Consider the following 14,484-nt stretch of genomic DNA (forward strand, 5'->3'; position numbering starts at 1 on the left):
AACTTTTTTACAATTTGTACTACCCAGTATACCATTTTGCCTGTTCATCTGCTATGATAAAGAACGTGGCACTTACTGCCTTTTACCAAAACAGGAGTATCAATATGCACCTCTCCCGGCGGCTATGGTGGATCGGCCTACTGGTTGCAATGCTCGGTCTAATTGCCCCGGCTACTGCTGCACCAATCCGTAACAACATCGTAGATGTGGATCAGTTCGGTAATGAAGCAGACCTGCCACCCAACCTGCTCAGTGACGAAGAGATTGAACGCATTGATCGGTTACAGAACGATGCCACTACCCCTCTTGCCATTAGTGACGTCAGCCCTGACGATGGTGTCGTCCTGATCAGCTCGGCAAACCAGTTTGGGTTTCTCGATATCGAAACAGGTGATACGGTACCGGTGGAGGCGGCAGTATTTGACTTTTTTGTTCCCCTGCCCTTTTTGGGATTTGGACAGTTTAGCTGGCAAGACGAACGTCCCCTCGGCGTACTGGCAGTCAACTTCTTCGCGGTCGGTATCGAGGATGCTTTTGTCGCACTCTCTATCGACCGGTATACCGGTGAAGTGTTTGCTACGACGGTTGGTATTCCCGATGAAAACATCGGCATTGTCTCGGTTGCCCCTAACCTCACCAGTTGGCTGATCGTGCGCGATCCGCCGAATGCAGAGAATGTCGCGGCGGAGGGGTTTACCATTCGGCATACCCTTGGGCTGCCTTCCGCCGTTGCGGCACGAGCCAACCGGATCGAATTGCCAGCCCACTTACAACGGCGAGTTGATCTCCTTCGGCAACGACGGCCTGATCTTGTCAACCGGCTGCTCTTCCAGCAACAGCAAGACGGAAATACCGTCGAAGCAACGCGCACACCTTATGACCTCTTCCTGTACGATGCGACGACCGGCGAGGAACGGTATGTTACCAGTATTCCATACGCCTCTGGACTGCTCAATGAAACCTGGACAAGTGATTCGGCGTATCTGGCAGTCTCATTCTTCGGAGTGCCAGACGCTGAGGGGCGTAGCTTCTACAACGGTTCACTCTTTTCCGAAGAGATCTATCGCGACGTGACCGGTAACCTGCCACCGGGCCAGAATCCGGTCATCCAGAACAATAATACCTATGTGATCGATTTCGCCAGTGGGCAGACGCAGGTGATTCGACCCGATCCCGCCTTCGGTGCTCCTATTCTCGAAGCATACGACTGGGCGCCGGGCGGCCAGTCACTGCTCATCAAGGCCCACCATCCGGCCTACCTCCAGGGGCGAACCCACCCTGTCTACTACCCGCGGTTCTCTTCACGTACCAGTTTCCGTTTCTACGACCGGGGCAGTGATGGCCAATTCCGCCAGACGGGATCGTTCGAGCATCCAATGCTCTCTGGTGGTGATGTGGCCTTTGCATTCAGCATCGCCGATTTCGTCAGTCCCGATGAAATCATCGTGCGTGGTGTAGTAGGTAGCAATCGCCATCCCTACTATTACAACCGCGTCTCTAAGGAGTTGCGCAATCTGGCCGACCGTGCCGGTGCCTATTACAACGTTGTGTCAACCAGCAGCAGTACACGCCAGATCGTCTTCACCCACACCTCTTACACCAGTCCACCGGACATCTATCGTCTACGTTGGGATGGAACGGCACTGGCTCGTCTGACCTGGGAGAATGAAGAGTTGCGGGTGGAGGCTAATTTACGACAAGACCCGGTGACCTTCACCCTCCGGAACGGTCAGGTGCGGGTAGGAACACTGATCCAATCGGCAGATGCGCCCTTCCCACCACGCGATGTGCGCCTGATTGTCTGGCAAGAGGGTGGGCCGAATGTGCCGATGATCAATCAGTGGCAGGCCAACGTTGAGAATCCGTATGCGCTCTTGCCCTCGTTTGGTTTTGCGCTGCTGATTACGCCGGTGGCCGGTCGCCACGGCTACACGCCGGCTGTGTTCAATTCGCTGGTGGATCGAAACAATTTTGGCCAGATCGATATTGATGAGCAAGCTGAGATCGTTCGCCAGGCAATTGCACGGGGCTGGACATCAGCCGGCAAGATCGGGATTACAGGATGCTCGTATGGTGGCTATTTCGTCTTGCAGAGCATTGTGCGGTATCCCGATCTCTACGCTGCCGCCAACCCACAATGTGCGTTCATTGACCTGATCAGTGATTGGGCATTAGGCGGTGGCCCGCTGGTGCCGTACATGGAAGGTTTACCCCCGTACAAAACCATCAGCGAGTACGTCAAGGACTCGCCGAGCTACGGTGCTGATCGGGTGAAGGCAGCAGTGCTCACCTTCCACGGTACCGATGACTTCCTGCCGATTGTCCAGAACGAGAACTTCCATTTACAACTGGTCAACCGCGGGATACCGGCCCGAATGGTACGGTTCATCTTTGAAGGTCACGGGTTGTCGATGGCAGAAAATCAGCTCTACGCTGCCCAGGAACAGATCAACTGGTTCCGCACCCATCTCAAGTAGGTGCTCATGCGTAGCCTGTACAGGGACAGGAACGATCTGACCCTGTACAGGCCCAGCCGGTAGTGATGAGAAGTTTGTATTAGCTGTAGTAGAACAATGCGCCGACCATTTTATTACCGCTTAAGTGAAGGCATGCGGATCAGTGTACGCCCGCAATATCTACCGGGGCACTCATTCCCCCCACTGCAACGCTTCGTCTTCGCCTACGATGTGCGGATTGAAAATATTAGCCGACGAACAGCGCAGTTGATGAGTCGGCGCTGGCTCATTTACGACTCGATTGGTGAAGAACTTGAAGTTGTTGGCGATGGTGTGATCGGATTACAGCCGGTGCTCGGTCCCGGCGATGTCCACGAATACCAGAGCTACTGTGTGCTCAAGTCGCCACGCGGTTGGATGGAGGGCGAATATTTCTTTCGCACCCTCAATAACACGACGTTCGCCGCCATCGTTCCGCGTTTCGACCTGATTGCCGATGCGGAGATGATCGATGATGAGGAGAGATTATGAACGAGAGCGTCTCCGCTCACGCCGATAGGTTGTGACGAATACGACGGCAAGGAGAGGCAACAACCATGGCCAATCACGACGTTCCTCACGCAGGAGCCGCCAGGTAGCGCGAAGCTGGAGTAACCAGGGAAAGCGGGCCAGTTGTACCTCAAGAATTGCCAGGAGCCGGCGCTGCCACTCCGGTGTCTGATCGGTTGTCATAGGTGCTGGTTTCCTTCCCAATCCTGGCAGTGACAGTCGCCATCCCCTTGCAGCATTCTTAGCGTTTGTCGAAGGTTTTGGCTTCACCATCGCTACCATATTTTCAGGCTTTATCCCGTCAGTGTCTGTGTTTCCTCTTGCGTGCACAACCCAAACAATCTGACGATAGGTGTGCTGCTGTCTGTCATTATAAACGAGGACGGCACACAGCGTACTTTACAACCTTTCCCCTTTGCGGCAGCACCGGTTAGAGGTGGGGTGTACGGCAAACGCGGAAGCGTGGCTTCCGCACTCCCAACCGGGCGCTACGGGCAACCCTGCCTGAAACCAGAAGCCCCTCGATGTGTGATCGCACGGCGTGCACAGCGAGAACGCTGTTGCCGCGTATCGGTGATCAAGGGCGGTGCCGGTGTGATCGCGTGGATAGAACCTGTTTCAAAAAACATCTACTATGAGGGTATCTCATTCGTTGCCGACCAATTCCATGATCGTAACGAGCACACCCGGCATTCGCGTGACCAGCCGGGTCAACGACCTGACACGTGCCAGATCGTGAGCACGGCTGGCGCGGCAGTATGGCTGCCGCACGCCAAACTGCGCGACACGCGGATGATGAGCGAGCAAGGCAACCAATCCAGTGCGTGATAGCACCGCAGATGGTTACTAGAGCGTGACAGTACAGCGTTTTATGAAATAAGTTCTAGTGTGCTATGAACCCTACGACACCGACTCGTTCTACTGGCGTCCGTTGTCGAAACAGGTTTTTCAGGCGATAAAACACATTGCGGCAGCCCGGCTGCCGCAATGTGCCTGCATCATTCAGTCGGTTATCAGACAAGATAGCGAGTCCGCTTTGATTCTACCCCTCGAAAAACTTGCGATTCTTCTCAATATAGCTCTTCCACTGCTCCGGAACCGAATCATCGGCGAAAATCGCCTCGACCGGGCACTCTGGCTCGCAGGCACCACAGCCGATGCACTCGTCGGGATTGATGTAGTACTGATCATCACCCTCGTAGATGCAATCAACCGGGCAGACGGCAACGCACGATGCTTCCTTGCTTCCGATACACGGCTCAGTAATAATGTACGGCACTGATGTCTCCTTCCTGTATTTGGTACAGCGGTCACACAATGGTTGTTTGGTTTCAGACTACTACAGGAAGGAGGTATCTGTCTACCACTTTTGTACCACTTCGCCACAACGTTGTGGGTGCACGCGCAAGGTACGTTCGGGATGGTAGCTGACCAGACCAATCGGACCACCGGGGATTTTACGAACTGCCCGTCGGCGACAGAGATCGACTTCTACCGCTGTATCATCACGGGCCTGACTGTAATAGGCTGCCAGAGCGGCTGCTTCATAGATAGTTTGCTCAGGCGGATGATCGGCCCGAATAATCACATGGGCACCGTGAATGTTACGAGCGTGCAACCACCAATCGGTTGGGCGAGCAATCCGAAATGTGACCTCTTCATTCTGGCGTGCGGTACGCCCAACGTAGATCGGTAGGCCATCGCTTGAACGGATCAGGAGTGGGCGCGACCGCACAGGTGGGCGACGGATGGCAGAGGAGCGCAGATAGCCAGCCTCTTCGGCCTCAGCGGCAATCAGATCGATCTGGTTTGCGTCATCGGCGACCGATGCCAGAGCAATGAACTGGTCGATACCGGCCAGGCGTTGCTCAATCTCAGCGAGGCGTTTGGGCAAGATAGTGTGTGCGCTCTTGGTTTTTTCATACGTCCTGAATCGCTCTTGGGCCTGTTCAACCGGCGAGCGTTTGGGGTCAAGCGCAATCCGTTCACCTTCCACCACTAGCTCGGCAGCCTGGGGTGGCAACTGGTGAAGAAAGGCAAAGATCATCTCACCCTCCCAACGCAGGCGATCAAGTTCGGCAGTACGTGCCAACTCGGCAGCGATCTGATCCCGTTGCCGTTCGATATGCTCACGGCTGGCATGCAAACGGTTCAGCAAATCGGCACGACGTTGATCACGGCCCAGGGGCTGTTGACGGGCAGTGTAAAAGGCTTCCAGCGCCGCACTCATCCCCGGCATGACAGTGACAGTCGCACCGTCGCCGGCGAGATGCGATGGATAATACGGCGCAAAAGCCACCGGTCCCTGCTCGTTACTAACCAGATGGGGGGCGGGTGGTTCGGCAAATATCTCACGTAACCGGGCAGCAATGGTGTACGCCGGTAATGCCTGCCCGGTTTGGGGGATGGCACCGCAGGCTCGCATCAACACCTCACGGGCGACCTGGGGTGACACGCCTCGATAGGCGTTGACTAGCGCTTTTACCGGTTCACCCTTGCTCAGCAGGTACTCGATCTCGGCTGCGCTTGCCCGTAGAGGGTCACGTTTATCTGGTGGTGGGGGCAATTCGTACACCCGACGGGGCAAAACAACGCGACTGCTCATGCGGGGAGAAACCCGCTTGATCGCATCGAGAATAATGTTATTATCATCAACTAAGATGATGTTGCTGCGCCGATCTTGCGGCTCAACGATGAGATCACAATGCAACAGATGATCGGTATCAACCGTCAAATCGCCATCAGTGTCATCATCGGCGATCAGCTCATCGGGATCCAGGGTCTGTTTGCGCGACTCCGTTGGTTTCGTTATACTGAGCACAACAACTCGCTCGTAGGGGGGTTGTTCGATGTTAACAATCCGCCCACCGAGCACGTATTTACGCAGTAAAAGCAGAAAGGGCGTTTCGCCGTCAACGCCACGGGTTGGGCGCTGACCGATCAGGTGAATACGGGCCATCTGCGCATCGGCGGAGGCGAGCAGGTAGTGGCGCCGCCCCTGTCGATATACTTCCAGCCCAATCGCCAGCGGCCCAACCAGTATAACACGCTGAATGCGACCATCGAGCACCGTTGCACGTAATTCTTCCACGACGGCAGTCAAAGTCAGGGTATCAAAGTACATATAACCACAAGCGATACGAGAACCGACACCTTTGGCAGGATACCACAATCGGGTACAGGCATGGAACCATTTCTCAATCCGATTTTACAGGGAAAACCACCACAACCACTGCTCGTCGTCATTTCAGGGCCATCGGGTGTGGGCAAAGACTCGATCTTGATGCGCATGCGCGAGCTAGGCTTTCCGTTTCACTTTGTCGTTACGGCGAACAGTCGTCCACAGCGACCGGGCGAGATTGACGGCGTTGACTACCACTTTGTCACGACCGAGCGCTTTCGCGAAATGATTGAGAATGATGAACTACTGGAGTGGGCCGAGGTCTACGGCCAATATAAAGGCATTCCCAAATTCGAGATTCGGCAGGCAATGGCCAGCGGTCGCGACGTTATCTTACGGATTAACGTTGATGGTGCAGCAACGATTAAGCGGTTGGCCCCCGAAGCCGTCTTTATTTTTCTGGCGCCAGCTTCGCTCGATGAACTACGCCACCGACTCTTGCTACGCCGAACCGAGTCGCCGGCGGAAGTGGAACGGCGGTTAGCTATGGTTGCCGATGAATTGGCCCAGTTACCCAACTTCGATTATGTCGTTATCAATCACGCCGACCGACTTGATGAGACAGTGGGTCAGATTCGTGCCATCATTAGCGCTGAAAAGGCGCGCGTGTACCCGCGTCGAATTTCCCTCTAGCATTTTGAACCGGAGAGTACTACAATGAGTATTCAAGAGCGCTTAACGAATGATTTGAAAGAGGCAATGCGTGCTGGCGACAAGGTTCGCGTGAATGCGATCCGGGCAGCGCGTGCAGCCCTGCAGGCTGCCCAGCTCGGTGCTGCCAAGCAGCGGTTCGATGCGGCGGTTGCCGAGATTGAAACCCGCCACGCCGGTGACACGGCAGCCATCGAAGCGGCTAAGGCTAATCTCGCCATAGACAGCCATGCTGCCCTCAGTGATGCCGAGCAGGAAGCAGTCATTGCCCGCGAGATCAAGCGTCGGCGTGATGCCGCCGAGATTTATCACAAGGCTGGCCGTAGCGATCTGGCTGCTGCCGAAGAGGCGGAAATTGCCGTTCTGAGTGAATATCTGCCCAAAATGCTTAGCCCTGAGGAATTACGGCCACTGGTAGCAGCAGTAATTGCCGAATTGGGAGTAAGTGGCCCGGCAGCAATGGGCAAAGTGATGCCTGTTCTGCTCGAACGTTTCAAAGGTCAGGCCGAAAACCGTACACTCAGCCAGGTTGCGCGAGAACTCCTGAGTTCGGCGTAACCCACCCATGTACGAGACGCCTATGAAAGCCATTTCGCACCACCGGCTATCACGTTGGTTTGGTCGCCCACAGTGGTTATGGCTGTCCCGCAGCCAGTTACGACAACTGCTGGCGGCACTTTTGTTGTGGACTGGCATCTGGGCCGTGTTGACCTTTCGGTTGCCCGGTGCCGATGGCTTGCAGGTGGGTCAACCCAGTCCGCTGAGCATCACGGCACCGGAAGAGGTAACCTTCACCAGCGATGTACTGATGGCAGAACGCCGTACTCAGGCGGCAAATAATCCTGATAATCTGGTCTACTTTAATGATCCGAAGATACCGATTGAACAGCGCCGCAATCTATTCACGTTACTGGAAACAATCGGACGCCTGCGTAACGATCCGACGCTAGATGAAGTCGCTCGGCTACAAGCATTGAGCAATTTGCCTAGTGCCGACGTGCAACTCAACACCGACCAGGCACGCCTTATCCTGGCCCTCGATGATGAAGAATGGTCATTGCTGCGCACAACCATTCTCAATCTCTATGATCGGGCCATCGAGCGATACGACTATGCAGTCGATGAACGAGCACTTGCCCAATTACGTGATCGTTGGCTGAGTTTCTGGTTGGCAACAACATCGCTCGACAATGCGCAGCGCGAACTCGCACAACAGATCACGTCAGCATTTCTGCGCGTTAATCGCACATTAGACACCGCAGCAACTGAAGAACGGCGGGCCAAGGCTGTTGCTCAGGTCGAACCGGTTGAAGTAAAAGTACTGGCCGGCGAGATGATTATCCGGGCCGGCGAGATCGTGACGCCGACCCACATTGAGAAATTACAGGCGACCGGAGCAATGCCCCGTCCGTTGGGTTGGCCAGAACTACTTGGGTATGGCTTACTGGCGGCAATCCTGACCGCAGGCATCAGTGGCTATCTCTACGTGTTCCAACCCAAACTGATGACCAATCCACGCGCACTCTTTGTCTTGATGATCAGTATCGTGGTGACCCTGATCCTGGCTCGCATTACCCTGCTGGTCTACAATGAGCGCCCCATCTTCTTCCCGCTGGCAGTGCTGGCAGTTGTTGCTACCATTGTGTTTACAGGTCAGATCGGCTTTGCGGTCAGCCTGCTCGCCGCAATGGTGATTAGCGTGATGGAAGGGAATGATCTGATCCTGGCCGCAACCCTTTTTGCTAGTTGCACCAGTGCGATCCTGCTGACAAGGCAGGCTGATCGGCTCCGCTCGTTTTTAATCGCCGGTTTCGGAGTGACCGCGACAATTACAATTTTGGAGACAACCTTTTGGCTAAGCCAGCAGGCCATCTTTACCCTTTCGGGCTTTGGTGGCTGGATCATAACCACAGTGCTATCGGCATTTGCCAATGGCGGATTGACAACCATTCTCACCTTTGGCCTTTTTAATGTGATTGGCCGACTGGCCGGGCAGGTAACGGCATTGCAGTTGATGGAACTGGCCCATCCATCACAACAACTCTTACGCAAGCTGATCCGGGAAGCTCCAGGTACCTATTACCATAGCGTTGCAGTGGGTAATCTGGCCGAGGCTGCTGCCGAAGCTATCGGTGCTGATGCTCTCTTACTGCGGGTTGCAGCGTATTACCACGACATCGGTAAAACGATACGACCAGCATTTTTTACCGATAATCAAATGGGACGCGAGAACGTCCATGATGATCTCGACCCGTACATCAGTGCCCAAATCATTATCGATCACGTGCGTGAGGGGATCAAAATGGCGCGAGCTGCTGGTCTCCCGGAGCAGATCATCGACTTCATTGCCACGCATCACGGCACCGGTCTGGTCCGCCATTTCTATCAACTGGCCTTACAACGTTACGACCACATTGATGAGCGCGATTTTCGTTATCCCGGTCCACGCCCCCAAACCCGTGAACAGGCTATCCTGATGCTGGCTGACTCGGTTGAAGCGACGGTGCGGGCTAAAGCCCAACACGGCAAACTCATCGCAAAGCGCAATGGCGACACGAGTGAACGAGCAACGCCTGGCGCGGTAACGCTCGATGAGCTGGTACAATCCATCATCGATGCGCGCGTTCGTGAAGGCGAACTCAACGATGCTCCGCTAACGATGCGCGAACTGGGGCAGATTAAAACCGTCTTTGTCAATAATCTCCAATCCATCTACCATCCCAGAGTGGATTATGCGCCATCGCTCGTGCGAACCTGAAGGAGTACATTTGTGATGTACACTGCCGATAGCCTCATTCTCGGCCCGCAAACCGCGGCAATGGATCAGATGAGCCGTTATATCCTCAATCGTCCACACGGTGAGTATACCGAAAAGGATATTGCCGATGTGATTATTCCGGCGTATCTCCGGGTCTGTATCCCGGTCGGTGTTGATCCGGTGCTGGCAGTGGCCCAGATGATCCACGAGACCGGCAACCTCACCAGTTTCTGGAGCCAGCGCCCCCAACGGAATCCGGCGGGAATTGGGGTAACCGGACAGTGGCAACTTCATCAGCCGACCGATCTGCGCGGGTGGGCGTATAATACCCAACGTCAACGTTGGGAAGCCGGGTTAAGTTTTGCGACCTGGGCGGATGATGCGATTCCGGCCCATATTGGTCGCTTGCTGGCGTATGCTCTGCCTGAAGGAAGTGAAACCCCACCGCAGCGGGAACTCATTGCCAAAGCGCTCAGCTATCGGCCATTCCCACGGGCGTTTCGCGGGATCGCCCAAACCATCAAACAACTGGGTCGCGCCCACAATCCGCTTGGTGCTCAGGGTGCCGGTTGGGCCAGTCCTGGTCATACCTACGGTGAAGCGATTGCACGACTGGCCAATCAGATACTGGCTGTGCCGCTGGAATGAAACCGAGGGGTATGCTGCGTCTGGTATGGTTCGAGAAAACGCGAACATCCGCAGGTTTAGAAGCATTGCAACCCATTGATGTATACAATCACCTGCGAAGGCATACCACATGCAGCGTCAATCCATCACTCGTTCGAATCGTAGGAGGAAGACTGGTATCACTAGAGCAACTATTTGACTTGTCACTAAAGTCCGGCAATATGTTATACTACGGCTAGCGTCTGCATACAAATTCACTACGGTGACAGGAACTCGTTCCTATGAATAACACATTCGTCGCCATTGCCGATGCACTGCGAGCACATCTTCCGTCACTTCCCCCAGCCGAACGCCCATTGCTTGTCGCATTAGCCGATGCACTGAGTACCGGTGATACCTCGCACCTGCTGACCCTGCTGCGTAACGGCGGATCAATCAGTGCCGGTTTCAACCGCCTTGACGCAGTCCGTCGCCTGGCTATAGGCTTACTGGCCGATAACCCGGCAGCGGCAGGGCCAATTGCCGACATTGTGGCCGAGGCGCAGCGAGTGTTAATCGCGGAAGAAGAAACGTTGCTTCGGCGCGAGCATATGCTCAATCAGCGCCTTGAACAGAGTTTTCTGACCTCACCGTTGGCAACGCTCGAAGCTAATGAATATGGGATTATTACCCGCTGGAATCCGGCTGCCGAGCGCATCTTCGGCTGGAGTGCAGCCGAGGCGGTTGGCAAAAATGCTATTGAATTGCTGGTACCTGACATTGCCCGCGAACACGTTGATGCGATTGTCCAGGCTCTCCTGAGTGGTCAGGCAAAGAATAGCCGCAACGAAACCATCACGAAAGATAGCCGCATTATCATTTGTCAGTGGTACAACGCGGTTTTGTACCATCCTGATGGAAGGGTTGCCGGCTGGCTGTCGCAGACTGAAGATATTACCGAACAGATTCGTGTCGAAGAAGCCCTGCGCGAGAACCAGCGCCGTCTCGATAGGTTAATGCGTAATTTGCCCGGCATTGCGTATCGATCCCTCAAGGATGGGCGCTGGACGGCTGAGTTTATGAGTGAAGGGGCGCTTGAGGTTACCGGTTATCCGGCCAGCGATTTCATGCCGGACGGTGATCAACCGCCACGCCGTTATTTTGGTGATCTTATCCTGCCTGAAGATCGTGAGGCAGTGAAGGAGAGTGTCAAGATAGCACTTGCTCAGCAGCGTCAGTTTGAGATCACGTACCGGATTCGTCACGCTGATGGCAGCATTCGCTGGGTGTGGGAACGTGGCACAGGTGTGTTCGATGAGACGGGTCAGTTGGAAGCTATCGAAGGCTTCGTTACTGATGTCACGGCTGAACGGCAGGCTGCTGAAGAGCGCCAGGCATTGAACGAGCGTATTATTGCCGCTCAGCAGGCTGCTCTCCGTGAATTAAGCACCCCAATCATCCCCATCAGCCAGGGGGTGATTGCGATGCCACTCATCGGCAATATCGATAGCACTCGCGCCCAACAGGTGATCGAAACCTTGTTGGAAGGCGTAAATGCCAGTGGCGCCCACACTGTGATCCTCGATGTCACCGGTGTACCGGTGGTTGACACACAGGTTGCCAACACGCTGTTACGTTCGGCTCAGGCTGTACGTCTGCTCGGTGCCGAAGTGCTCTTGACCGGCATCCGGCCAGAAGTTGCCCAAACCATTGTCGGATTGGGGCTTGATATGAGTCACATCCGCACACTGGCAACCCTGCAAGATGGCATTACATATGCGCTTGGCCGACAATCCCGCGGCCAGACCTCAGTTCATCGTATTGGATAAGGAGTCGATGATGATGCTCGAACGTGCCCAGGCGTTGGCGGATGAAATTATTCGCATTCGCCGAGACATTCATGCCCATCCCGAACTCGGCTTTCAGGAACATCGTACCGCTGCGCTCGTTGCCGATACGCTCCACGAAATTGGTGGGATCAAGGTTACTACCGGCGTCGCCAAAACCGGTGTGATTGGCGAGTTGGGTGATGGTGATGGGCCAGTCATTGCCATTCGCGCCGATATGGACGCGCTCCCGATACAGGAAGAGAACCAGGTCGAATATGCTTCGACGAATCCGGGCGTCATGCATGCCTGTGGCCACGATGCCCATACCGCCATGCTGCTCGGTGTTGCCCACCTGCTGCGTGAGCGCTTTGCGGCTGAACAGTTGCGTGGCCGGGTGCGCTTCCTGTTCCAGCCGTCTGAAGAGGGTTGGGACGATGAGGTAAAGAGTGGTGGTTTGCGGATGGTAGAAGAGGGGGCATTGGAAGGGGTTGATGCCGTTATTGCCCTGCACGTCGACTCAACCCTGCCCGTTGGTCAGGTGACCATCCGCGGCGGTTGGACATCGGCTGCTGTTGATGATTTTAAGGGCTATATCCGCGGTACCGGCGGTCACGGCGCATACCCACATCTCGGCACCGATCCGGTGTTTATGCTTTCACACGTTCTGAATGCGCTGTTCGGCATTCGCGCACGCCTGATCAACCCGATGGAACCGGCCATTCTCAGTGTTGGCACCGTGCGGGGTGGCCATGCTTCCAATGTTATTCCGAGCGAGATCTTCGTGCAGGGAACCCTGCGTAGCTTCAGTAAAGAAGTTCGTGCGAAACTAGCCCGCGAAGTAGAACGCGCCTTCGCCGTCGCCGAGGCATTTGGCGGGAGCGCCGAAGTCAAGATCACCCGTGGCTATCCCGCTGGTTGGAATGACGAGCGTGTAGCTGAGTGGATGAGCAATGTTGCCGGTGATTTTCTTGGAACTGATGCGATTGATCGTTCGCACACCGGGATGGGAGCAGAAGATTTCGCCTACATGACGAAAAAGGCACCTGGTGCTATGTTGATGCTCGGTGCCGCAATCAATGATGGCATTGTGCGCGGGCACCATACACCCATCTTCGACATTGATGAACGCGCACTACCAATTGGCACCGCTATCCTGGCTGAGACCGCTCTCCGCTTCCTGCGTGGAGAAGTAAAACTGTAGCCGGCTGCTAGCAGGGAGAGCAAGTTAGTTTTCTGCTCTCCCTGGTCTTCACCCTGCCAGTCCCCCCAGCTTCTGCCAGTAACGAGCCAGACCGCGCCAGCTCAATGTTAATGGGCCAGTCTGCTGGATAATTGCCAATTGTTCGGCTGGCGAGAGCGTAGCCGCTTCATTCGCCAATGCCGCTTCTAGCACAGCCGTTCCGGTCTGTTCATCGTGGCCGGCGAGCAGACTTTGGCGGACAATCTCGGCCCATTGCTGCAAGCGCAGTCGGGCATCGGCCAGATGAAAGGCGACATCGTCATAGGCACCAAAGTGGGTCAGACACAACCACTGTGGACGCAATCGTTCAATCAAATCGTGAGTACGTGCCCACGCTTCCAGATCAATATCAGGAGGCGGAGTCGCCGGCCTGGTCATCCGTACTCCCGGTAAGCGGACACCGGTATTATCCCCTACAAAGGCAGTACCATTCGCTTCATCAAACCAGATCAGGTGATGCTTCGCGTGCCCAGGAGCATCAAATGCACGCAGCGGATGCCCTCTGAGGTACAGCGTCTCACCACCGGTGCAGGTACGAATCCGTTCGGGGGCCACCGGCCACACATCACCCCACAAAGTTGCCATGCGATCAGCGTAAAGCTGGGCTGCGCTATTGAGCAATCGTGAAGGATCGATTAAATGTGGGGCACCTCGCTCGTGAACATGAATGGTCAGATGCGGATTCTCTGCGGCAAGCAGACCAGTTGCTCCGGCGTGATCGAGATGGATATGCGTTAACACTATCGCTCGCAGGTCGGCGACCGTCAACCCGTGAGCACGCAATCCGGCACGCAGGGCTGCCAGCGTACTGGCCGGCCCCGGATCAACCAGCGCCGGTTCATCGCCTAACAACAAGAATGTACCGATCACATGAGGGCAACCGAGATGATGAACATCAATTAAAGCAACATTATGCGGTGTCGGATAGATTTCCATAGGATTGTAGATAGGCTTTCAGTGACAATTTTGCAATATAAGTATCTGCATTGTAACATACTGTCAGTTCGGGTTGAGTCGACAGGGGGTGACGTTCGGCCATTGACATTCCTTCACGGTAGCGATTGCACGGCTGTGGCGTCACATATAGCCGATTGCAGATCTGTCAATCGACACGATACTAGAACCTATTTCAAAAAACATCTACTATGAAGGTATCTCATTCATTGCCACCCGATTCCTATGGTTGCGACGATCGCGCCCGGCATCCGCGTGAC

General features: G+C 55.1%; 12 protein-coding genes. 8 read left to right on the forward strand and 4 right to left on the reverse strand.

The window, feature by feature from the left end:
• Positions 1 to 104 precede the first annotated feature (104 nt).
• Together VAE57_RS17030 and apaG are read left to right on the forward strand one after the other, a co-directional pair.
• A complete protein-coding gene (locus tag VAE57_RS17030; protein WP_322823030.1) occupies positions 105 to 2,477 on the forward strand; it encodes an alpha/beta hydrolase family protein in 2,373 nt (790 codons plus the stop codon).
• A gap of 96 nt (positions 2,478 to 2,573) precedes the next feature.
• Positions 2,574 to 2,987, forward strand: coding sequence for a Co2+/Mg2+ efflux protein ApaG (gene apaG / locus VAE57_RS17035; RefSeq protein WP_322823031.1), 414 nt, complete (start codon positions 2,574 to 2,576; stop codon positions 2,985 to 2,987).
• Here apaG and VAE57_RS17040 read toward each other — a convergent pair.
• The 3 genes from VAE57_RS17040 to VAE57_RS17050 form a co-directional block, all read right to left on the reverse strand.
• A complete protein-coding gene (locus VAE57_RS17040) occupies positions 2,982 to 3,188 on the reverse strand; it encodes a hypothetical protein (protein ID WP_322823032.1) in 207 nt (68 codons plus the stop codon). The two genes, apaG and VAE57_RS17040, sit on opposite strands and share 6 nt — an antisense overlap.
• A gap of 859 nt (positions 3,189 to 4,047) precedes the next feature.
• Positions 4,048 to 4,284 (reverse strand): ferredoxin, encoded by a 237-nt coding sequence (locus VAE57_RS17045; protein WP_322823033.1) that lies wholly within the window; start codon positions 4,282 to 4,284, stop codon positions 4,048 to 4,050.
• Positions 4,285 to 4,365: 81 nt separating this feature from the next.
• On the reverse strand, positions 4,366 to 6,129 hold the full coding sequence (locus VAE57_RS17050) for an Rqc2 family fibronectin-binding protein (RefSeq protein WP_322823034.1): 1,764 nt from the start codon (positions 6,127 to 6,129) through the stop codon (positions 4,366 to 4,368).
• A 60-nt stretch (positions 6,130 to 6,189) separates the two neighbouring features.
• Between VAE57_RS17050 and VAE57_RS17055 the strand changes: the two genes are divergently transcribed.
• The 6 genes from VAE57_RS17055 (at position 6,190) to VAE57_RS17080 (ending at position 13,231) form a co-directional block, all read left to right on the forward strand.
• Positions 6,190 to 6,819: a guanylate kinase gene (locus tag VAE57_RS17055; RefSeq protein WP_322823035.1), complete on the forward strand. Its 630-nt coding sequence runs from the start codon at positions 6,190 to 6,192 to the stop codon at positions 6,817 to 6,819.
• Positions 6,820 to 6,843: 24 nt separating this feature from the next.
• Entirely contained in the window at positions 6,844 to 7,395 is a 552-nt protein-coding gene (locus tag VAE57_RS17060; RefSeq protein ID WP_322823036.1) for a GatB/YqeY domain-containing protein, read from the forward strand.
• Positions 7,396 to 7,417: 22 nt separating this feature from the next.
• On the forward strand, positions 7,418 to 9,595 hold the full coding sequence (locus VAE57_RS17065) for an HDIG domain-containing metalloprotein (protein WP_322823037.1): 2,178 nt from the start codon (positions 7,418 to 7,420) through the stop codon (positions 9,593 to 9,595).
• Positions 9,596 to 9,610: 15 nt separating this feature from the next.
• Positions 9,611 to 10,243 (forward strand): glucosaminidase domain-containing protein, encoded by a 633-nt coding sequence (locus VAE57_RS17070; RefSeq protein ID WP_322823041.1) that lies wholly within the window; start codon positions 9,611 to 9,613, stop codon positions 10,241 to 10,243.
• A 260-nt stretch (positions 10,244 to 10,503) separates the two neighbouring features.
• Positions 10,504 to 12,030 carry a PAS domain S-box protein gene (locus tag VAE57_RS17075; RefSeq protein WP_322823038.1) on the forward strand — a complete coding sequence of 509 codons (1,527 nt, stop codon included), beginning with the start codon at positions 10,504 to 10,506 and terminating at the stop codon, positions 12,028 to 12,030.
• Positions 12,031 to 12,040: 10 nt separating this feature from the next.
• Positions 12,041 to 13,231, forward strand: a complete 1,191-nt coding sequence (locus tag VAE57_RS17080; protein ID WP_322823039.1) for a M20 family metallopeptidase — start codon at positions 12,041 to 12,043, stop codon at positions 13,229 to 13,231.
• 48 nt (positions 13,232 to 13,279) lie between these two features.
• Here the strand turns inward: VAE57_RS17080 and VAE57_RS17085 are convergent, their stop codons facing one another.
• Positions 13,280 to 14,206, reverse strand: coding sequence for an MBL fold metallo-hydrolase (locus VAE57_RS17085; RefSeq protein WP_322823040.1), 927 nt, complete (start codon positions 14,204 to 14,206; stop codon positions 13,280 to 13,282).
• Between the last annotated feature and the right edge of the window lie 278 nt (positions 14,207 to 14,484).

Origin of the sequence: Chloroflexus sp. (genome assembly GCF_034434295.1) — a bacterium.
In the GTDB taxonomy this organism is placed as follows: domain Bacteria; phylum Chloroflexota; class Chloroflexia; order Chloroflexales; family Chloroflexaceae; genus Chloroflexus.